This is a genomic window from Planococcus donghaensis MPA1U2 (genome assembly GCF_000189395.1).
GTDB classification, from domain to species: domain Bacteria; phylum Bacillota; class Bacilli; order Bacillales_A; family Planococcaceae; genus Planococcus; species Planococcus donghaensis_B.
The window spans coordinates 1-21877 of the sequence record NZ_AEPB01000053.1 but is presented as its reverse complement, the minus strand read 5'-3'; the positions used below and the strand labels follow the sequence as shown (position 1 = coordinate 21877).

At 41.7% G+C, this 21877-nt stretch carries 21 protein-coding genes and 1 other annotated feature; of the genes, 2 read left to right on the top strand and 19 right to left on the bottom strand.

Annotated elements, in window-relative coordinates:
- Positions 1-15: 15 nt before the first annotated feature.
- The 15 genes from trpA to GPDM_RS13765 form a co-directional block, all read right to left on the bottom strand.
- Positions 16-777: a tryptophan synthase subunit alpha gene (gene trpA, locus GPDM_RS13835; RefSeq protein ID WP_008432327.1), complete on the bottom strand. Its 762-nt coding sequence runs from the start codon at positions 775-777 to the stop codon at positions 16-18.
- On the bottom strand, positions 774-2570 hold the full coding sequence (gene trpB, locus GPDM_RS13830) for a tryptophan synthase subunit beta (protein ID WP_008432326.1): 1797 nt from the start codon (positions 2568-2570) through the stop codon (positions 774-776). The genes trpA and trpB overlap by 4 nt, the downstream gene beginning before the upstream one ends.
- The gene (gene trpC / locus GPDM_RS13825; RefSeq protein WP_008432324.1) at positions 2567-3340 is read right to left on the bottom strand and encodes an indole-3-glycerol phosphate synthase TrpC; all 774 of its coding nucleotides are present in this window, start codon (positions 3338-3340) and stop codon (positions 2567-2569) included. The genes trpB and trpC overlap by 4 nt, the downstream gene beginning before the upstream one ends.
- Positions 3337-4329, bottom strand: coding sequence for an anthranilate phosphoribosyltransferase (gene trpD / locus GPDM_RS13820; RefSeq protein WP_008432322.1), 993 nt, complete (start codon positions 4327-4329; stop codon positions 3337-3339). Before trpD ends, trpC begins: the two co-directional genes overlap by 4 nt.
- A 63-nt stretch (positions 4330-4392) precedes the next feature.
- Positions 4393-4628, bottom strand: a binding site (T-box leader).
- A 440-nt stretch (positions 4629-5068) separates the two neighbouring features.
- The gene (locus GPDM_RS13815) at positions 5069-6217 is read right to left on the bottom strand and encodes an acyl-CoA dehydrogenase family protein (RefSeq protein WP_008432319.1); all 1149 of its coding nucleotides are present in this window, start codon (positions 6215-6217) and stop codon (positions 5069-5071) included.
- A gap of 14 nt (positions 6218-6231) precedes the next feature.
- Positions 6232-7002 (bottom strand): 3-hydroxyacyl-CoA dehydrogenase, encoded by a 771-nt coding sequence (locus GPDM_RS13810; protein ID WP_008432318.1) that lies wholly within the window; start codon positions 7000-7002, stop codon positions 6232-6234.
- A 26-nt stretch (positions 7003-7028) separates the two neighbouring features.
- Positions 7029-8177 (bottom strand): thiolase family protein, encoded by a 1149-nt coding sequence (locus tag GPDM_RS13805; RefSeq protein ID WP_008432317.1) that lies wholly within the window; start codon positions 8175-8177, stop codon positions 7029-7031.
- 184 nt (positions 8178-8361) lie between these two features.
- Positions 8362-9264, bottom strand: coding sequence for a glycine betaine ABC transporter substrate-binding protein (locus GPDM_RS13800; protein ID WP_008432315.1), 903 nt, complete (start codon positions 9262-9264; stop codon positions 8362-8364).
- Between the two features lie 12 nt (positions 9265-9276).
- The gene (locus GPDM_RS13795) at positions 9277-9915 is read right to left on the bottom strand and encodes an ABC transporter permease (protein WP_008432314.1); all 639 of its coding nucleotides are present in this window, start codon (positions 9913-9915) and stop codon (positions 9277-9279) included.
- Positions 9912-10880 carry an ABC transporter ATP-binding protein gene (locus GPDM_RS13790; RefSeq protein WP_008432312.1) on the bottom strand — a complete coding sequence of 323 codons (969 nt, stop codon included), beginning with the start codon at positions 10878-10880 and terminating at the stop codon, positions 9912-9914. The genes GPDM_RS13795 and GPDM_RS13790 overlap by 4 nt, the downstream gene beginning before the upstream one ends.
- Before the next feature lie 87 nt (positions 10881-10967).
- Complete coding sequence (locus tag GPDM_RS13785; RefSeq protein WP_008432310.1) at positions 10968-11816, bottom strand: GNAT family N-acetyltransferase; 849 nt, start codon at positions 11814-11816, stop codon at positions 10968-10970.
- 134 nt (positions 11817-11950) lie between these two features.
- Complete coding sequence (locus tag GPDM_RS13780; protein WP_008432308.1) at positions 11951-13168, bottom strand: MFS transporter; 1218 nt, start codon at positions 13166-13168, stop codon at positions 11951-11953.
- 143 nt (positions 13169-13311) lie between these two features.
- Positions 13312-14259 (bottom strand): DUF4003 family protein, encoded by a 948-nt coding sequence (locus GPDM_RS13775; protein WP_008432307.1) that lies wholly within the window; start codon positions 14257-14259, stop codon positions 13312-13314.
- 55 nt (positions 14260-14314) lie between these two features.
- Positions 14315-15124 (bottom strand): zinc transporter ZupT, encoded by an 810-nt coding sequence (gene zupT / locus GPDM_RS13770; protein WP_008432305.1) that lies wholly within the window; start codon positions 15122-15124, stop codon positions 14315-14317.
- Between the two features lie 90 nt (positions 15125-15214).
- A complete protein-coding gene (locus tag GPDM_RS13765; RefSeq protein WP_050789219.1) occupies positions 15215-15901 on the bottom strand; it encodes a uracil-DNA glycosylase in 687 nt (228 codons plus the stop codon).
- A 78-nt stretch (positions 15902-15979) separates the two neighbouring features.
- Here GPDM_RS13765 and GPDM_RS13760 point away from each other — a divergent pair, with 78 nt between their 5' ends.
- On the top strand, positions 15980-16321 hold the full coding sequence (locus GPDM_RS13760) for a P-II family nitrogen regulator (protein WP_008432301.1): 342 nt from the start codon (positions 15980-15982) through the stop codon (positions 16319-16321).
- A gap of 12 nt (positions 16322-16333) precedes the next feature.
- On the top strand, positions 16334-17629 hold the full coding sequence (locus tag GPDM_RS13755; protein ID WP_008432299.1) for an ammonium transporter: 1296 nt from the start codon (positions 16334-16336) through the stop codon (positions 17627-17629).
- Between the two features lie 54 nt (positions 17630-17683).
- Here the strand turns inward: GPDM_RS13755 and GPDM_RS13750 are convergent, their stop codons facing one another.
- From GPDM_RS13750 to GPDM_RS13735, 4 genes are read right to left on the bottom strand one after another with little or no spacing between them, the layout of a single operon-like run.
- Positions 17684-18634: a siderophore ABC transporter substrate-binding protein gene (locus GPDM_RS13750; protein ID WP_008432298.1), complete on the bottom strand. Its 951-nt coding sequence runs from the start codon at positions 18632-18634 to the stop codon at positions 17684-17686.
- Positions 18635-18655: 21 nt separating this feature from the next.
- Positions 18656-19417, bottom strand: a complete 762-nt coding sequence (locus GPDM_RS13745) for an iron ABC transporter ATP-binding protein (protein WP_008432297.1) — start codon at positions 19415-19417, stop codon at positions 18656-18658.
- Positions 19414-20364, bottom strand: coding sequence for an iron chelate uptake ABC transporter family permease subunit (locus GPDM_RS13740; protein ID WP_008432295.1), 951 nt, complete (start codon positions 20362-20364; stop codon positions 19414-19416). Before GPDM_RS13740 ends, GPDM_RS13745 begins: the two co-directional genes overlap by 4 nt.
- A complete protein-coding gene (locus tag GPDM_RS13735) occupies positions 20357-21307 on the bottom strand; it encodes an ABC transporter permease (RefSeq protein ID WP_008432293.1) in 951 nt (316 codons plus the stop codon). The genes GPDM_RS13740 and GPDM_RS13735 overlap by 8 nt, the downstream gene beginning before the upstream one ends.
- Positions 21308-21877 lie beyond the last annotated feature (570 nt).

Below are 21877 nucleotides of genomic sequence, written 5' to 3'. Positions count from 1 at the left end.
TCGGTAGTATACCGATTAAGCGGTAGTTACTGCACGGATAAGGGGTTCAATTTCTTCGATTTTGCCTGCATTAAATGCCTCCACAATTGCACTACCTACAATAAAGCCATCCACATCATCACGAAGCATATCTACGTGACTGCTTTTTGAAATTCCGAATCCTGCATACACGGGAACTGGACTTTTCTTACGAATTTTTTGCATGAACGTTTTTACGTCGTGTGATAATTCATCGCGCGACCCCGTAATTCCTTTAATGGTTACCGCATAAACAAAACCTTCTGCCTCGCGCAGAATTTCATCTAGTCGTATATCCGTTGTCGTTAACGTCACTAATTGAATTAATTTGATGTTTTCTTTATCCAAATACGGGTGAACCAATTGTTTATGCTCATATGGAAGGTCCGGAATAATCACACCCGAAATTCCCGCTTTTTTACATTCAGTTGTAAAGCGCTCCACACCAAATCTCAGCACAGGATTCAAATACGTCATTACTAGCAATGGAATTTTAATATCAAATGTCCAACTTTGTAGTTCTTCTAATACTTTTTGGAGGGTCACACCTTGGTTCAAGGCACGATTTCCAGCTGCTTCAATGGTCGGGCCATCCGCTACTGGATCTGAAAACGGAATGCCAATTTCAATAGCTGTTACACCTGCACTTTGTAAGTATTGAACTTGCTCTTTCAAGCGATCAAGACCGCCATCACCTGCCATTACATAAGCGACGAACGCTTTTTTTCCTGAACTTTTCAGTTGCTCTAATCGATTCATGCCAGTCCCTCCAGTTTTTCCGCATATGTCGCCATATCTTTGTCACCGCGCCCAGATACACAAATAACCAAAATTTGATCAGCCGTCATTTGTTTCGCTTGTTTCTCAGCTTCTGCAATAGCATGAGCAGATTCAAGCGCCGGAATAATACCTTCAAGACGTGACATGCTAATTACAGCCGCTAATGCTTCATCATCTGTAATTGAACGATATTCCACACGTCCCGTGTCCGCTAAATGAGCGTGTTCCGGACCAATGCCGGGATAATCAAGGCCCGCTGAAATCGAATGCGCTTCTTGTACTTGACCCGCATCATCTTGCAATAATTTCATCAGTGCACCATGAAGAACTCCATCTGTCCCTTTTGTTAAGGTGGCCGCGTGTTTAGCTGTATCGACACCTTGACCAGCCGCTTCAACACCAATCAACTCGACTTCTTTATCTTGAATAAATGGATAAAACATTCCAATCGCGTTACTACCGCCGCCAATACATGCTAAAATCGCATCCGGTAACCGTCCTTCTTTTGCTAAAATTTGACGCTTTGTTTCTTCACCAATAACACTTTGGAAATCACGAACCATTGTTGGGAACGGGTGAGGCCCAAGAGCCGAACCAATTAAATAATGTGTATCTTCGACATTCGCTACCCAGTAACGCAAAGCTTCATTGACCGCATCTTTTAACGTAGCACTGCCTTTCGTGACACTTTCAACGCGTGCTCCCAATAATTTCATACGGAATACATTTAGTTGTTGACGCTTAATGTCTTCTTCACCCATGAAAATAACGCAATCCAAATCGAACAGCGCACAAATTGTCGCTGTTGCAACGCCGTGTTGTCCCGCTCCTGTTTCTGCTACAATTTTACGTTTGCCCATGCGCATCGCAAGTAACGCTTGTCCAATGGCATTGTTTACTTTATGCGCGCCTGTGTGATTTAAATCTTCTCGCTTCAAATAAATCTTCGGCCCACCATATGCTTCTGTCATTCGCTGCGCATATGTTAAAGGTTGTTCACGTCCAACATATTCCGATAAATAATGATGGTACTCTTTGTGAAATTCTGGATCTTCTTTCACCTCATTATATGCATCTTCTAATTCTTTCACTGCTTTCATCAAAGTTTCAGGCACAAATTGGCCACCGTATTTGCCGAAAAAACCGACTTTCTCCATTGTCTCTTCCACAAAATCACCCTTTACGCTTTTAATAAACTCTTGTATTTTCACTGTATCTTTTCGGTTATCTGTTTCTACACCGCTTGAAACGTCCACCATATAAGGAGTTGTTTGTTCAATCGCTGCATGAACATTTCCGGGATTCAAGCCACCTGCTACAATCAGTCGAGCAGGATCAATATCCGCCCCCTCAAGCAATGACCAATCGAAAACGTTGCCACTACCTCCGCGGTAATCCGTACCTGGCGCATCCACCAATACATAATCAGCTAACGATTGTTTTAATTTCACCACATCTTCTTTTGTTCGAATCGAGAACGCTTGAATAACTGGAACTCGAATGGCTCTAACTAATTCGTCCGACTCGTCCCCGTGAAGTTGAACCATTGTTAAGGGAACACCTGCTACGGTCTCTTCAATTTCTTTTAAAGTCGCATTTACAAATACCCCGATTTTTTCAGCATCTATCGGTACATGCTTCGCTAGTTCGGCTGCTTGTTCAATTGTCACTTGGCGCTTGCTTGGAGCAAACACAAACCCAATGGCATCCGCTCGACTTGCCGCTTGGACATGTTGTTCTTCTTTTAAACCACAAATCTTTACTTTAGTCATTTTAACGCCTCCTCACTCGTCGCTTCACGAATCCAGCGGCCTGGATCTTCAGATCGCATTAAGGCTTCACCTACCAAAATGCCAGATGCTCCTTTAGCATAAGCAAATTGTGCATCTTCTTTTGTATTCATGCCACTTTCACTAATTAATACGCGACCTTCGTCAAATGGAAATTCCTTAGCCAATTGCGCAGTACGTTCAATCGACACTTCGAAGGTCTTTAAATTCCGATTATTAACTCCGATTAACTTGGCATCTAGCGCTAATGCTATATGTAGCTCTTCCTCATCGTGAACTTCTACTAATACTTCAAGTCCTTTAGAAAGAGCATAGTCATTTAGGCTTTTTAGTTGCTGTTTTTCTAACGCCGCTACAATCAATAAGATAATTGTTGCGCCTGCTTGTTTAGCACGATCGATTTGAATTTCGCTCACCATAAAATCTTTACAAAGAACAGGAATTGAGACAACTTGTGTCACTTCGTGCAAGTCATGAATGGATCCTTTAAAATACGTTTCATCCGTCAGCACTGAAATAGCTGCAGCCCCTGCTTCTTCGTACTTTTTCGCTTGCGCTACAATATCCACTTCTGTTTGGATATCTCCTTTAGAAGGAGAAGCTCGTTTAATTTCTGAAATGACACCATTTCCATCTAATAGACGTTGCAGCAACTTAGATTTTTTTGGAAAAACATGATCTTCAAATGAAAGTGATTCATAGTTTTTAATTTCTTCGTGTTTTGTCGCAATGATTTTATCTAATATCGTCATACCAATACCTCCGCCGCTAACCGGTGCAAGTCGAAGACCCGCGCGGTTTCGCCTGATTGAATTGAAGTTCTCGCTCTTTTCACACCTTCAGCCACTGTCCCTGCTTTGCCGCTTACGTATAATACAACACCTGCATTTAATGCTACCGTATCTAAATATGGACTGTCGGCCCCTGACAATACATCCATGAAAATTTCTGCGTTGCGTTTTGGGTCACCCCCGCGAATCGCTTCTACTGGCGCAACTTCTAATCCCACTTCGTGCGGATGAATCGTCATCTTTCGCTTGCCATGTTCATCAAAAATGAGCAACTCATTAGTTCCTGCAAGAGATAATTCATCTAATCCCCCTGCCCCATGAACCAACGCACCTTTTTTTCGACCCAGTCGAATTAAAGCATCTGCCATCGGTTCTAACATATCACGGCGGTAAACACCGGTCATTTGAATTGTAATAGGGAGTGGGTTGGCTAAAGGTCCAACTAAATTAAAAATAGTCGGTGTTCCAATCTCCTTGCGAATGTGACGCAGACCGCCAAGCGCTGGATGAATCGCTGGTGCGAAAAGGAGCGCAATGCCAGTTTGCTCAAGCATTGTTGGAATGGAAGAAACATCCGCTTCAGTGGAAATCCCAAGTGCCTCTAATACATCTGAACTGCCTGTTTTACTCGAAACGCTGCGGTTGCCATGCTTGGCAACCGTTAAGCCGCATCCTGCTAAAACAAAAGCTGTCAGCGTACTGATGTTAAAGCTATTCGAACGATCGCCGCCTGTTCCACAAACATCCACAAGTTCTCCTTCCACTTTTGGAAGAGTTACAGCTTTTTCACGCATCGCTTTAACCAATCCAACTAGCTCGTCTGCCGTTTCTCCTTTTTCGTGCAAATCAGACAAAAACTTTTTCACTTGTTGTTCATTTATATCGCCGTTCAATATTTCCATTGATTTTTCGTACATCACTTGTTCACTCATATTCTCTGCTCTGCTCACGCTAATCTCTCCTCATCTCGTTTTTTGAATACAAAAATCCCCGCAATCAGATAGCTATCTGATTGCGGGGACGGGTTAAAACCGCGGTACCACCACGCATTAATGCAGAGTTACTCTACATTCACTTAAACAGGCTCTTCACCTTTCCCTTTAACGCAGGGCTTACGTCTCCCTTACTCGCTTCCGCTTTCAGGTCAGCTCTCCTAAGTCCATTCGCGCAGTTTATCTAATCAGCTCCCACCAGCCGCTGACTCTCTAAATAGATTTCCCTGCCTACTCGTCTCAATCCTCGATTTATACACTCTTCTATTCTCATCTTCTCTAGGCTCTACTCTCAAACAGACTTGTTTCCGTTCAACAAGTTGTCCCTTATACTAAAAGGTTTCGTATATTCTGTCAAGTATAAAGAAAAGCGTAAGCAGCCGTTTAGCCCCGACAAGCGCTGGAAGCCTAGGCGGTAATGGCGGGGTTTGCCATTGCTGACTAGGCTGAAGCGACTCGAGGGGCTGGCTGCTGGAGCCTGGACACTGAAAAGCGTAAGCGCCCGTGTAGATTCGACGGGCATAAGACAGACCAGCTGAGTGGTGCTCTTTTCACTAATTCCAATATGTTTACATTTATACAACAAGTTGCTGCGATCTCAGAAGGTCCAACTTTGATGACTTCCGCCCACAAAAATATTTGCAGACAAACCTAACAGATAATAGGTAAGGATTACACCTTCTTAAAGTAGCTTCTTTTAAAGACCCATGCGTTTCGCTATAATGGTTTTCATTATTTCATTAGACCCCGCGTAAATTGCCGCTACCGGAATGTCTCTGTAACGGCGCGCAATTTTGTATTCTTCCATGTAGCCATATCCACCGTGTAGCTGCATGCATTCACCCGAAATTTTCTTCGCTGTATCGGTTAGCCAATACTTTGCCATTGACACTTTTGACACAATATCTTTTCCAGCCATATGATCTTCAATTAACGATTCTAAAAACGAATGACCCAATTCAATTTCTGTTGCCATTTCTACCAACTTAAATTGAGAATTCTGAAACGAACCAATCGGCTTTCCAAAGGCTTTTCTCGATTTCACGTATTCTAAGGTCATATCAAGCATGTCTTCTGATGCAATCTGCGCTGCTAAGGCAACCACTAAACGTTCTTGCTGCAATTTTTCCATTAAGTACGTAAATCCTTTGTTTTCTTCACCGATTAAATTTGCCGCCGGCACAACACAATCTTCAAAATACAGTTCGGACGTATCTTGAGCATGCAGTCCGACTTTATCGAGTTTCCGCCCTTTCTCAAACCCCGGCGTTCCTTCTTCAACCATTAATAATGAAATTCCGCGGTGCTTTGGTTCGGCTTTCGGATCCGTCTTCACAACCACCAACACCAATGTCGAATTAATGCCATTAGTGATAAAGGTTTTTTGACCATTCACAATGTAATTGTCACCATCTCGAACAGCAGTTGTTGAGATGTTCGCCAAATCAGATCCTGTTCCGGGTTCCGTCATAGCGATAGCTGTAATGTGGTCCCCCGAAACACACCCCGGTAACCAACGTTGTTTTTGCTCTTCGTTTCCGTAAGCTTCAATATAAGGAACTGTGATGTCATTATGTAACCCTACACCCGTTAAACTCGCACCAACTCGTTCCATTTCTTCTCCAATCACAACCGCATAACGAAAATCCAATCCAAGTCCATCGTATTGTTCTTCTACTTGCGGACAAAGAAAGCCCATATCTCCAAGCTTTTTCCAAAAAGATTTAGGAATGATACGATCCTTTTCCCATTGATCGTAGTTTGGAATTGCTTCTTTTTCTAAAAACTTACGCAACGATTTACGGAACATAACATGTTCTTCTTCTTCAAAACGGTATTTCGCCATCTTTTTCACCCTCCTTATTTCGGTTGCATGCGGATCGCTCCGTCGAGGCGTATCGTTTCACCGTTTAACATCGGATTTGTCACAATACTTTCTACCAACTGCGCAAATTCATCCGGTTTTCCGAGTCGCTGCGGAAACGGTACAGCTGCAGACAAGGAAGCAATAGCTGAATCTGGTAACCCTTCGACCATTGGCGTTTCCATTAAACCAGGCGCAATCGCCATTACGCGTATTCCATCTCTTGCTAGTTCTCTCGCAATCGGTAAGGTCATGGAAACAACTCCACCTTTTGATGCGCTATAAGCTGCTTGACCAATTTGCCCCTCATAAGCCGCAACAGACGCTGTCGAAACAATAACGCCACGCTCGCCTTTTTCGTTCGGTTTATTCTTCTGCATCGCTGACGCCGCCACTCGAATCACGTTAAAACTGCCGACCAAATTGACTTTGATGACTTTTTCAAACTGATCTAGCGCAATGGGTGTCCCTTTAGACAAAACTTTTCCAGGAGTTCCGATACCCGCACAATTCACAACCAAATTAATACCGCCAAGCTGTTCAACTGCTTTGTCGATACTTTGTTCAACTTGCGAACCATTCGTCACATCAGTTTCTATATAGATGATAGATTCTTTACCTAATTCATCAATCAACTTTTTGGCACGATCGGCATTCAAATCAAAAATCGCGACTTTCCCACCACTTTTAACAATTCGACGAACGGTCGCTTCACCAAGTCCAGATGCTCCACCTGTAACCACTGCTTTAACTTTTGATAAATCCACTATTACTCCCCCTTAGTTTCAAGCGATTATAACTTCTCAATAATCGTAGCGTTCGCCATGCCCATTCCCTCACAAATCGCCAACAATCCATAGCGTCCATTTGTCCGCTCTAATTCGTGCAATAATGACACAAGCAATTTGGTGCCCGTTGCACCGAGTGGATGCCCTAGCGAAATCGCACCACCATTAACATTTAACTTTTCAGGATCTCCTCCAATATCGTGCAACCATGCAAGCGGAACTGGTGCAAAGGCTTCATTTACTTCGTAACGATCCATATCTCCAATTTCCAGACCTGTTTTTGCGAGTACTTTTCTTGTCGCAGCAATAGGTCCTGTTAGCATTAACGTCGGATCAGACCCAACTACTGAACGTGCGATAATTCGCGCTTTTGGCTTTAAACCAAGTTCCCTTGCTTTGTCAGCTGACATCAATAAAACAGCAGATGCACCGTCACTCATTTGACTCGCATTTCCTGCAGTAATAACTCCATTTTCATCAAACACTGTTTTCAGACTCCCTAAAACTTCTTGTGTTGTTCCGGGACGCGGACCTTCATCTTCGGTCACTATAAGCGCTTCATTGTTTGGTCCTTCAGTTTGGATCGGAACAATTTCTCGCTTATAGCGACCTTCTTTAATCGCATGTTGCGCTCGTTCATGACTTTGCACCGAGAACGCGTCGAGTTGCTCACGGGTAAATCCCCATTTGTCGGCAATGCGTTCTGCCGATAGTCCTTGGTTGATAATTTCGTATTGATCGGTTAATTTCTTACTTGGTTTTGCTCCTTGCATATTGGAAAACATCGGCACGCGCGTCATGCTTTCTACGCCGCCCGCAATAACAATATCCATATCTCCTGCCAAAATTGCTTGTGCACCAAAGTGAACCGCTTGCTGACTCGAACCACATTGACGATCAATCGTGACTCCAGGAACATAATCCGGAAATCCTGCAATTAACGCTACAGTCCGCGCAATATTGCCGCCTTGTTCACCTGCTTGAGAAACACACCCTAAAATAACATCTTCTACGTCACTTTTTGCAACTCCAGCCCGTGAAACTAGCTCATCTAATACGATGGCCGCTAACTCATCGGGGCGTGTGTTAACAAAACCACCTTTTCTTCTTGCTACTGGCGAGCGCACACCCTCTATAATTACAACTTCTCTCACTTTATCCACCTCATTATTTAGTTGAAATCGCTTACATTTAACTGAATTGAATGACTATTCACTCATTTATTCTATTGTACAAGAACCATTTCTTAAATGCTATTAGAAAAGAGCAGAAGTTAAAACTAGGATGATAAACAATCTCCACAAAAAAATTCCGTAGCCTAAGCTACGGAATTTGCCATTATTCTTCGATTAATCCTTTTTCAATCAAGAATTCACGAGCTACATCGCTAGCTACCTCTTGATCTACATCTACCCGAGAATTCATCTTGAGCATTTCTTCTTCAGAAATTTTTCCAGCCAATTCGTTCAATACCTCTTCAAGCTCTGGGTACTCTTCAAGCGTTTCTAATCGTACAACAGGAGCAGCATCATATTTCGGGAAGAACGAAAGATCGTCTTTCGTTGTTTCTAGATCAAACAATCCAATTCGGCTATCTGTTGTGAATGCCGGAATGACATCTACTTCTCCACTTTCAACAGCCTCGTACATAATAGCAGGATCAAAGCTGTCTGTTTCTGCAAACTCAAACGGATATGTGGAAACTAAATCATCAAAGCCATCACCTTTCCGTTCGTAAAAAGGATGCGGCGCTCCAAAACTCATCGCTTCTGACTGTGAAATTTCAGCTAAGTCTGAATAAGTTTCTGCATCGTAACCACTGTCTTTTGAATAAGCAAGTGTGTAGCCATTTTCAAAACCAAGCGGCTCTAACCAAGTCGCGCCTAACGTCTCTTCATAACCTGCACGCACAATTTCTAGCACTTCTTCAGACGTTTGACCCGGAACTGATTCTTCTTTCAATACATCTTTCATGCCGGTACCGGTATATTCTACGTACATATCGATGTCACCTTTTTCCAAAGCAGGCGTTAAAATCGATACTTCTCCTAATCCATCTTCATATTCCACAGTGTAATCTGAATTTGCTTCAATGTATTCCCCAAGAATATAAGGCAATATATACTGCTCGGTCCACGGCTTACCACCGATAACTAATGGATCTAATTCATCTCCACCCGAACCACATCCTGCAATAACAGTTGTTGCAGCTAAAACTATTCCTAATGTCGCTTTTTTCACTTTGTTTTCCCCCTAAATTTTTAGCCCTTTTGGTGTTGCGCGTTTTTCAATCCACTTTAAGATTTGGTCAAACCCAATCGCTAACAGCGCTACTGGAAGCGCACCTGCTAGCACTAATGAATTATTATATGATTGTAATCCTCGGTAAATGATATCACCTAAACCACCTGCTCCAACAAATGTTGCAAGTGTTGCGATTCCCACCGTCAATACCGTAGCTGTGCGTATTCCCGCCATGATAAACGGCAATGCTAGCGGCAATTCGATTTGTCTAAGAATTTGTGTACGTGTCATGCCCATACCTCGACCTGCTTCAATAGTAGACCCATCAACCCCTGCAATTCCTGCATAAGTATTTCGTAAAATCGGCAACAATGCATAAATGATAAGTGCGATTAGCGCTGTAGGCGATCCAATTCCTAATATAGGAACTAAAAATCCAAACAAAGCAAGACTCGGAATCGTTTGAAATACAGCCGTTACACCAATAATCGATTCGGCATAGCGTCGGTAGCGCGTTATCAGTATCCCTAGCGGCAATGCAATCGCTATACCAACAGCTACTGCGACAAAAGACAAATACATATGTTCAATAAGTGCGCTAATAATCATATCTTGACGACTGACAAGCGTGTCGAAAAAGTTTGTCATGTTAATACCCCCGTTTCTTTAGCGAGGGCCGCTTTCAACAAATCACGTTCATTAGCGTAAGCTACAATTTGATCGTTATGAGTAATCGCTAAATATTCTTGATCGCTTTCGTCTAATTTCGCAAACGCGTCTTCAAACGTTGATTCTGCTGATATTTCTTTAAACTCTCCCGACCAATCCGATGTGAAAATAGACAGAAACTCTACTAATTTCCGCTCGCCAAATGTTCGCTTTTGACTGATCCGTTCGATACCAATAAAGTTTTGAACAAATTCGTTCGCGGGATTATCAATTAGCTGTTGCGGGGTTCCCGTCTGCTCTACTTTTCCAGCGCGCATGACGATAATAGTATCGGCAATTTTTAATGCCTCATCCATATCATGAGTTACAAAAACGATGGTTTTATTGATGGTTTGTTGAAGGTTTCGAAGTTCATCTTGCAGTTGTTCCCTGCTAATGGGGTCAAGTGCTGAGAAGGGTTCATCCATTAAAACAATGTTAGGATCTCCAGCAAGCGCTCGGACTACTCCCACACGTTGCTGTTGCCCTCCACTTAATTCGAGGGGGTAACGTTCCATATAAACTTCAGGATCCAAACCAACCAGTTGGAGCAATTCGCGTACTCGTTCTTCCTTTTTTTCTTTAGACCATTCAAGTAATTTTGGTACTAATGCCACATTATCTGAGATGGTCATATGAGGAAACAACCCAATGCGTTGAATAACATAGCCAATCGAGCGCCTCAACTGAACTTCATCCATGTCATTAATAGGTTTTTCATCAATATAGATGCTTCCTTCGGTAGGTTTTTCTAATTTATTAATCATTTTCATCAACGTAGTTTTTCCACAGCCACTAGGACCAATGATAGCAGTCAATTGATGGGTCGGTAAAACAAGCGAAATGTCTTTTAATGCTTCTGTACCATCTGAAAACCGCTTCGTGACATTTTCAAAACGAATCATAGCCCTCACTCCTTCCTGCTTCTTTAAGCCTAGCTTTTTTATACCCTATAAAGTACCTTTTTACTCCTAAAATTACTTAAGGAAATTTTATTTATCTGAAAAAATGAGGTGAACTGGATTTGAAATTTGTTCGTAGCCAATTTCTCGGTAAATTTTATTGGACGTTGGGTTGGCAAGATCCGTATAAAGCATAACAAAATCATACTCTAGCAACAATTCGTCTGTGACCTCAGCGACTAAGGTCCGCGCATACCCCTTCTTTCTGTAAGCCACGGGTGTGAAAACAAAAGACACGGTTATGCCGTTTTTCGAAGGGCGTGCTTTTTTCATACAAGAGACAACCTCCCCGTCTACTTCCCACACATAAACTTCTTTCCTCTCTAAAAACTCCTCAATTCGTTGTGTAGCTTGTTCCTGGGTAGAACGACGATCGATTCCCGTTTCTTCTTCAAACAGTTTATACCATTCTATTAATAATTTTGCGTCTTTATTACTTGCAACTCGCCAAGAGCCTCCACTTTTCTGCAAGCCCTTATTAACTGCATCAATGCGATACAAGCCTTGATCCATTAGTATTTTCACTTGCTCACCGGTATGATCGGTCCAAGCTTTAGCAAAAAGACGAGATGTATCATGCTCACCTACAATGCCGCTAACTTTAACTCCGAGATTTTGTAAATGGCCGGCAATTTCCTTTTCAATTTCAGGCAACCGACGAAATATTACTAATTGCAAAGCATGCGGCGGCGTCATTAAGCACGCCGCGACAACTTCATCTTCTGTTTCGGCTAGTGCTAGAAAATAATCGTCGTACCGATTGGCTTGGATTTGTCCAAGTATCCCTAAAAACAAACTATTACGGTCTTCATTCCGATTTAACAAAGGCGATACTCGCTCTTCAAAAACCGACGAATCCGAGTAAATGATCAATTCCATATCTCCACGTCCATTTCTACCATGTTTTATCCCTATATAAAGGTATTAGCTAAACTACGAACAATACCCTTTTTTTATTTTGGAGAAAAAAAACAACGTCCTCCAAGTTTGCACTGAAGACGTTGTTTTTTAAGTTATTCTAATTCCATTTGTTTTGTTTCGGTACCAAGAAAGGCTACAGCCATAGCGCCAATAAGAATGGCCCCACAGAAAATCGCAAAAATTATATTGATTCCAATTCCCGCAGTTAAAAGCGACCCAACCAATAGCGGTCCGAGAATACCCCCAATACGCCCAAACGCAGCAGCCATCCCCGTCCCAGTTCCACGAATAATCGTCGGATACTGTTCTGGAGAATAAGCGTATAAAGCACCCCAAGCTCCTAAGTTAAAGAAGGATAAGAAAGCACCCGCAACAATCAAGCCTGTAATAGAATCAGCATTACCGAAAGCTAAAGCACTGGCAGCGGTCCCGGTTAAATAAGTCACTAGTACAAATTTTCGTCCAATACGCTCAATTAGCCACGCTGCTGTAAAATACCCCGGCAACTGTGCAAGAGTCATGATTAACACATATTGAAAACTCTTAATAAGCGTAAATCCTTTTAATACCATCACACTCGGTAACCATAAGAACATTCCGTAATATGAAAAGACGACCATAAACCAAACAATCCACAACATTATTGTAGGTCGTCTGTACTTTTTTGACCATACGTCTTTAATATTTGTAGATATCGAGCGTAAGACATCTTTTTTGGCCGAAAACTGTGGAGAATCCGGTAAATTAATGCGCAAGTATAATGCGTAAAATGCCGGTAAAGCAGTCAACAACAGCGCTACGCGCCATCCGAAAGAAGGAATGATAAAATACGAAATGATCGCAGCAACTAACCAACCAGCCGCCCAGAAACTTTCCAATAACACAATCACGCGACCACGTTCTCTTGCCGGTACACTTTCCGCCACTAAAGTAGAAGCTACCGGAAGTTCTCCGCCCAATCCCATTCCGACAAAAAATCGCAAAATCAGAAATGCTGCAAGAGTGGTAGTGAAAGCAGAAATACCGCTTGCAATCGAAAACAATAAAAGCGTGATGATAAATATTTTCTTTCTACCTACACGGTCAGCGTAAATACCGAAAACAAATGCGCCAACCGCCATTCCGATTGAGTTCACGCTGCCAATCCATCCCATTTGGTTAGAAGTTAATCCCCAATCTGCATGGAGCGCTGCGATTACAAACGCTAAGATGCCGACATCCATTGCATCAAAGAGCCATCCAAGCCCCGCAATCCCTAACAATTTATTTCTTGATATCGCACCTGTTTTTTTCTCAACTGAAGTTGACATCATCATTCCCCTTGTCTTTACACATGTATAGTTACATCTTTATACCACTATACTCCGATGAAAGAATGATGACAAGCTATGAAATAAAGTCTATTTTTTCAAGCAACTAAAATAGAAACTTAGTTCATTTTCGACACTCCTCGTTAAGTGGATGAATTATTAGTGGTTGAGATAATTGCAGCATTAATACTGACCATCATGGCTGCTTGTTGCGCCTGCATCAACGCTTCCAGTGATGTTGAAAAAGCCATATCGACAATATCTTGACCTTTTATATTGTCAGCCATCGTCTGTTGAACTGCCGTTGAAAATGCCATATCTTTGTACCAACGAAAAATTTTGTTGCTTTCAAGTTCACGGGTATTTGACACAATTTCGTTTAGTGCATTGCCACCTACTCCTGTTACTGCCAAAAAACCAAGAGTAGGATATTGCGCATACTTAATTTTGATTTTTTCATCTTTAAAGAATTGCTGGATCGCCAATACTTTTCCGACCATTTCCGGATTATAAGCAGGAGATTCAAACGTCATAATTTGAGACAACCACTGCAGGTCATTCCCCATCGAAAACCCTTGTTCCCGTAAGTCTTTGTAATACATATTCATAGTCGCCGCTCGTTCTTCAACCGTTCCTTCTCTGCTCCCCAATAAGGCTGCGTAAGGAATATCTTCATTCGATGTTAGAAATTTATGATGTTTCTTCATTTCTTCATATAAGGCTCTTGCACGTGTTGCTTCTTCAGGGTTTTTCATCATTAACGCAGCTAAATACGTATACGATGTTTTCCAAAATCCTGCATCGTTAAGAGCTTGTTGGTTTTGATTCACCAATTTTAACGAGCTTTCTATACTTTCTTCTTTTAACACTATAAAAGCAGCTGCAACATGAAGTAAATGAGATCGTAATGGGGACGTCCATCCTTCATTTTTTTTAATAATATTGACGGCTCCCTCATGCAAGCCGGCGTCAAACTTTTGCCCACGCCCTAAGTATATATTCGTCACAGCTAATGATATTCGTTTGTCTACTGCCCAACCAGTTGTTTTCGACACTTCTGAGAAAGTTTGTTCAATGCGCTTACTATCCATCAAAAACGCCTCCCTTTCTCTTTATTACGAGAAAGGGAGGCGTTAAGTTTCACTTTTAAACAATCAGCACTAAGCTAACAGCCATAACAGCCATACCGGCTACTAGTCCATAAATAGATAAATGAGCTTCATCATACCGTTTTGCAGCAGGTAATAATTCATCAAGCGAGATAAAGACCATAATCCCTGCAACACCCGCAAATATAACACCAAACAATGTATCACTTAAGAATGGCATTAAGAACAACCATGCAGCAAGCGCTCCAACCGGCTCTGAAATACCCGATAGAAAACTGTATTGTAAAGCTTTTAACCGACTTCCAGTTGCGTAGTAAATTGGTACCGAAACTGCAATCCCTTCAGGAATATTGTGTATTGCTACGGCGATTGCAATCGCAATACCAAGAGCCGGGTCTTGTATAGCCGACATAAACGTAGCTATGCCTTCAGGGAAATTATGAATACCGATCGCCAACGCTGTAAAAATACCCATTTTTCGTAATCGGGCATATTCATCATTTGTTGGCCCTTCATCCATGTCCTCCACTTTTTTTACTTCATGCGGGTTTCCCAATTTTGGCAGGATTCGATCGACCATCGCCATGAAAATCATCCCACCAAAAAAACCTGCAAGAGTCAGCCAATACCCAACAACTTCACCTTGCGCGTTCGTCAAGGCATCTTTTGCTTTGAAGAAAATTTCAATCATGGAAACATAAATCATAACTCCAGCTGAAAAGCCCAATGAAATCGACAAAAACTTCGTATTCGTACGAGACGCAAAAAATGCGATTAAACTGCCGATTCCTGTAGCGAGTCCAGCAAAAAGAGTCAAACCAAGTGCAAATAAAACAGAACTATCCATAAACGCGCCTCTTTTCTAACTCTAGTGAATACAAATAGTATACGTCAAAAAGATTTTCTTCAAAACTTTTTTCATGCCTAATTTTTATAATCATTCTACTTTCCCTAAAAGTTCTTTTAACCTGCGCCAATCTTCATCTTTCAATTCCCGAACAGGTGGATTATAAAAAACGCTAGCTGGATGGAACGTAGGGAAAATATGATAAACCTCATCGGTTTCTTTAAAGCAATTGTTTACATCATCCCAGTATAGTATCGGTGTTTCGATCAACAACCCATGAAGTTCTGTAACTTTAGCCTTCGGTCCAATTAACCTTTGTAAACCAACATTTCCTAATGTCACAATCAACGGCGGATGAATGTCTCGAATTTCTGTATCCAATATTGGCGCATGAGCAATAATTTCTTTTTTTGTTGGTGCCCGGTTGTATTTTCGTTCAATTACTTCACCATTTCGCTTTTTCTTAGTTCCCCATTTATAAGGTCTGCTGCGGACTGCACTTGTAATATAAACATCTTCTCTTACCAAGCCGACACTTTCCAAAGAAGCCATTAATTCTTTTCCTGCCCGCCCTGTAAAAGGGATCCCTGTTTCGATTTCATTTTCTCCTGGAGCTTCTCCTACTAGCATAATTGCCGGATTTTCCGGACCACTCCCCCACACAAAACCTTCAACCGGATATCCATCAATTCTTTCCTTGCCGAGGGCAGCTAATTCTTCTGGAATTTTATACACAAAATCACCCCTACTATTTATTAATGTCAGGAAACCTAACATTTAATTTCAAAAAACACTTGCATTGTCAGAAAATATAAACTATTATGTTAACAAACCTAACATGAAGGAGAGAAAACCATGAAAAAGATTGAAACGATTATTCGCCCTTCCGTTTTTGGAGATGTTCGACAAGCTTTGGCACTTGAAGGAATAGACGGATTGAGTGTAACGGAAATTGCAGGAATCGGAAAGCAAGAAGGTCGGGTTGGCTTGTTCCGCGGTAATGCTTATACGATGGAATTTTCTCCGAAGCTTAAGTTAGAAATGGTAGTGGATGACAACAAAGTCGAAGACATCATCCAAGCTTTACTCGACTATGCATCTACCGGCCAAGTCGGGGATGGCAAAATTTTCATTTACCCGGTTGAAGAAGCAATCAGAATTAGAACAAAAGAACGCGGCACAGTCGCGATTGGATAAGGAGGAGATTGGATGGAAGCAGTTCAAAGTTCAGTAGATATGATTTGGGTGATGCTCGGGGCTATGTTGGTATTTTTTATGCACGCAGGATTTGCGATGGTGGAATCAGGATTTACTCGCTCTAAAAATACATTAAATATATTAATGAAGAATATGATTACTGTTTCATTAGGTTCCATTCTTTACTTTATCGTTGGATATGCACTGATGTTCGGCCCTTCTTCTTTTGGATTAATCGGCACACAAGGATTCGCACTGTCAGGTGTTGAAGACATTGGATTCTTTGTCTTCCAAGCTGTTTTCGCTGCTACTTGTGCAACCATCATTTCAGGTGCCGTAGCAGAACGCATGAATTTATCTGCCTATATTTTATTAACTATCGCGATGACTGCCGTTATTTACCCAATTGTTGGTCATTGGGTATGGGGTGGCGGTTGGTTAGCGCAAATCGGCTTTATCGATTTTGCCGGTTCAACAGTCGTCCACTTAACAGGTGCTGTAGCTGCTTTGATTGCAGCTTGGAAAATCGGACCTCGTCTTGGGAAATATAGCGGGAAATCCGTAAATACAATTCCAGGACACAGTTTACCACTCGGTGCTTTAGGCGTTTTCATCCTATGGCTTGGTTGGTTTGGATTTAATGGCGGTAGTACATTAGCGGCTGACCCTGCACTCGTGCCAATTGTCATTGCCAATACATTATTAGCTGCTTCTGCCGGAATAATCGCTACTGCCAGCTATACTCGACTACGCTACGGACGCATTGATGCTTCTTTAACCATGAACGGAGCACTTGCCGGACTTGTCGGTATTACCGCAGGCGCTGCAAACGTCTCTTTTGTCGGTGCGATTGCTATCGGTTTATTGGCAGGCGTTATCATGACGGAAGCAATTCGTTTACTCGATTCAAAAATTCGCATTGATGATCCAGTCGGCGCTATTTCCGTTCACGGAATTGCCGGTATTTGGGGAACACTTGCCATCGGATTATTTGATACGACTGGTGGATTACTTTACGGAGGCGGCGCTGAAGTTCTTGGCATTCAAGCTGTCGGGGTGTTCGCTGTTATTGCATGGGCTTCTATATCAACTGGATTGGTGCTATTGGCTATTGGCAGCGTCGTTCCTCTTCGAGTTACTGCAGAACATGAAGAAGCTGGATTGGACTTTTCAGAACACGGTTCACAAGCTTACTCAATGCAAGATGTTTTGCACGGTTCGCCTGCTGGACATAGCAATTCATTTGCGCACCGATTGAATCAACTCGGCGAAGTACCTACTCCTTCTCCTAAAAAATCAATCTCTTAATACAGCAAAAAAAGAAGTTCCTGAACTAAATCAGGAACTTCTTTTTTGTGATTTTTATTCAAATGCAGATTGGACATCCGTTACCATTTGAGCGACAGACTGCAATCCGCCACCTGATAGGTACCAGTAATCTGGATCTAAGTAGATAATTTTATCGTTTTTATAAGCGTTTGTTTTTTGAACCAATTCATTTTCAAGCGATTCAGCTGCGTTTGTCCCATTGCCTACTACCGCATTGCGGTCAACCACAAACATCATGTCTGGGTTTGTTTCCAAAATATATTCATATGAAATGCTTTGTCCATGAGTCGACGCTTCAATGCCTTCGTCGGCTTGTTTGACACCAAATACATCATGGATCAAACCAAACCGAGAAGCTGCACCGTACGCACTTACTTTCCCTTCATTCGCAAGCGTAATTAACGCTTTTTCATCCGACTCACTTACTATCGCTTTCACTTTTTCAATTTGCGCATCAATCGCCGCAAGTTCTTCGCCTACTTGATCTTCTTTCCCGAAAACTTCACCAAGCGTTGTCATATTTTCTTCAAATGACTCCATGTACTTTTCTGTGTCTACAGCCATATACATCGTAGGCGCAATTTCAGTAAACTCTTCGTACATATCTGCTTGACGTCCAGAAATAATAATCAAATCCGGGTCCATTGCGTGGATTGCCTCAAAGTCAGCTTCTTTTAATGTCCCAACATTCTCGTATTTTTCCGCATCCTCGTATTTTTCTAAGTAAGCTGGTAAAGATTCTTGAGGCACTCCAGCAACCGCTTCAATACCTAACTTATCTAGTGAATCCAGAACCCCATAATCAAAAACCACTACTTTTTCTGGATTCTTAGTAAAAGTTGCTTCACCTAGTTCGTGCGTTACTGTCATTTCTTCTGTTTCTGCATTTGCTGTATCGGATTCTGCAGTTTCTTCGGTTGACCCACAAGCAGCTAAAACTGCTACCATCATTAACGTAAATGCGACCAATATCCATTTTTTCATATTGTTTCGAGCTCCTCTTTTTTAAGAATTAAAATACACACAAATTCTGCAGTTATTCATTTGTTGAATGGGGATATCCATATCGTAAATTTCTTTTAATGCCGCACTTTGAATAATCTCTTCAGTTGGGCCGTCTTTTACGACGCGACCATTTTTCAACGCCACGATACGATCTGAGTAAACAGAAGCAAAGTTAATATCATGTAAAACAATCACTACTGTTTTGCCCAAATCATCAACCAAGCGACGTAAGATTTTCATAATTTGAACAGAATGCTTCATGTCCAAATTATTTAACGGTTCATCTAGCAAGATATAATCGGTGTCTTGCGCAATCACCATGGCGATAAATGCACGTTGGCGTTGTCCACCCGACAATTCATCAAGATAAGCGTTTTCCATGTCCTTTAAATCCATATAATCAATTGATTGATCGACCATTTTCTCGTCTTCGTCATTTAAGCGACCTTTTGAATAAGGAAAGCGACCAAAAGAGACAAGCTCACGAATCGTTAAGCGGACATTCATGTAGTTCGACTGTTTTAATATGGATACGCGTTTTGAAAACTCATTGGATTTCAACTTTTTGGTATTGGTTGAATCAATGAGCACTTCGCCGGTATCTGCATCTAACAAACGACTGACCATCGATAACAATGTAGACTTACCTGCACCATTTGGACCGATGAACGATGTAATTTGACCGCGTTGGATATCCACAGAGACATTTTCGACAACTTGTTTTTTTCCGTACAGCTTTGTCAATTCGCGAACTTGAATCATTTAGATCGACTCTCCTTTAGTAATAGGTAGATAAAGTAAATTCCACCGATGAAATTGATGATGACACTCAACGTCGTATTAAAAGTAAAAATCCGCTCTACTACCCACTGACCACCAACTAAAGCGATGACACTGATGATAATCGCTCCCGTCAATAAAACCGAATGTTTATACGACGTGAAAAACTGGTAGGATAAATTTGCGATAATCAAACCAAAAAAAGTAATGGGTCCAACAAGTGCAGTCGCAATGGCGATTAAAACGGCTGATAATACAAGCATTTGTTTAACTAACGCATCGTAATTGACCCCTAGATTAATCGCTGTATCACGACCTAGTGTCAAAACATCTAAAGAGGCATTTTGCTTCCAAGCAAAAGCGATCAATAAGGTGATGATGACAAGCGACGTCCAAACTAAATCGGCGTTAACATTGTTAAAGCTCGCAAACATACGATCTTGAATAATCGAAAACTCGTTTGGGTCGATGAGCACTTGTAAGAATGTTGTAATGCTTCCAAAGAAAGTTCCACAAATAATTCCCACTAACAAGAGAAAGTAAATGGGGCGATCATTCTTTTTAAACAGTAAACGGTAAAACAACAAGGCAAAGACGACCATGACGGCAATCGACAACATGTAGTTTACTTGCTTGTTCACAATCGTCACGTGGCTCGAGCCTAGAAAGAAGACCAGCAAGGTTTGAAGCAACATATAAAGTGAATCCAAGCCCATAATACTCGGTGTTAATATCCGGTTATGAGTAATGGTTTGAAAAACGACTGTTGCATAAGCAATAGCTACACCCGTTAACACCATCGCAAACACTTTCACGCCACGTCTTGGCAAGGCATAATCAAAACTTCCGTTTAAGTCTTGAAACAAATACACAGCACAAGCCGCTAAAGCTAAACCAATAAGGATGAGCATTTTATGTAAATCACGCATATGCTTTCCTCCTAAACAACAAGAAGAGGAAAATAAAGCTGCCAATCACGCCCACCATCAAACTGATGGAAATTTCATACGGGTAAATCAGCACTCTTCCTAAAATATCGCATACTAATAAGAAAATCGCGCCAAGCATTGCGGTATGCGGCAATGTTTTTTGAAGATGATCTCCTTTAAAAATTGAGACAATGTTTGGGATGATCAACCCAAGAAACGGGATAACCCCTACTGTCAAAACAACTGTCGCAGTAATCAAGGCTACGAGTGTCAATCCGATGTTTACAACACTGCGGTATTTCATTCCCAAATTCTTTGAGAAGTCTTCCCCCATACCCGCTACCGTAAATCGATTAGCGTAGAGATAGGCGACAACAAATACCGGAACACTGACGTAAAGAAGTTCATAACTCCCTTTCATAACCATGGAAAAGTCACCTTGTAACCAGGCAGACATGTTTTGAATAACATCTGCTCGATAAGCGAAAAATGTTGTGATGGATGATAAGATATTTCCAAACATCAACCCAACTAAAGGAATAAATATCGCATCTTTAAATTTGATGCGGTTAAGAATTTGCATAAAAAGAAATGTCCCAGCAAGTGCAAAAGCAAAAGCTACTGTCATTTTTTCTAGCATCGATGCATTCGCGAACAAAAGCATAGATACGAGAATCCCAAGCCGAGTAGCATCTAATGTACCTGCTGTTGTCGGAGACACGAATTTATTGCGACTTAACTGCTGCATAATGAGTCCTGCCATACTCATTCCTGCACCCGCTAGTAAAATCGCAACCAGCCGCGGCAGACGGCTAATTAAGAATATTTGTGTCTCTTCCGATTGGAAGTCAAACAAATCAACTATGCTGATACTGCTCACTCCGACAAACAAGGAAATGATCGACAGTATGATTAATATTGGTATTAAATAGCGTTTTTTCATAGCTGCCCTCATCTGTCTCCAATAACGACTATTGATTAGTTGATAGTGATAATCATTATCACTGACTTACCTATTTCAGTATAGCACCCACTAAAAACCAGTCAATGATTAAATGAGAATAATTTTCATTTAGATATAAATATGTACTAATTCATCAAATTTACAACATTGTTATCACTAGAAAAAAGAGAGCCTACCAAATTGGTAGGCTCTCTGCTTGTAGACAAAAGAATAGTTACTCATTTTTTTGTATGCATGTGGGATTCTCCACACCTAGTGGACGCTTTCCGCGGACTCCGCGCTGAGCCTCCTCGTCGCAAGCTCCTGCGGGGTCTCACCACTTCGTTTTTCCGCTGGAAAGTCAGTGACCGAAGGGACTTCGTGCAGTGGCTTTGCGACGAAGCTAGCGCAGCGATGCAGGAGCATGTCTTTGCCCTTCGCCACTAGGTGCTCCGAATCCTGGAGTGAGTAGGAAAAAATCTTTTGACACGTTATTTATACGATGAAGCACAGTAAAGAATCTCACTTTTCTTGTAGCAAGAAGCCTTCAACTGGGCTGGTCCACGAAGA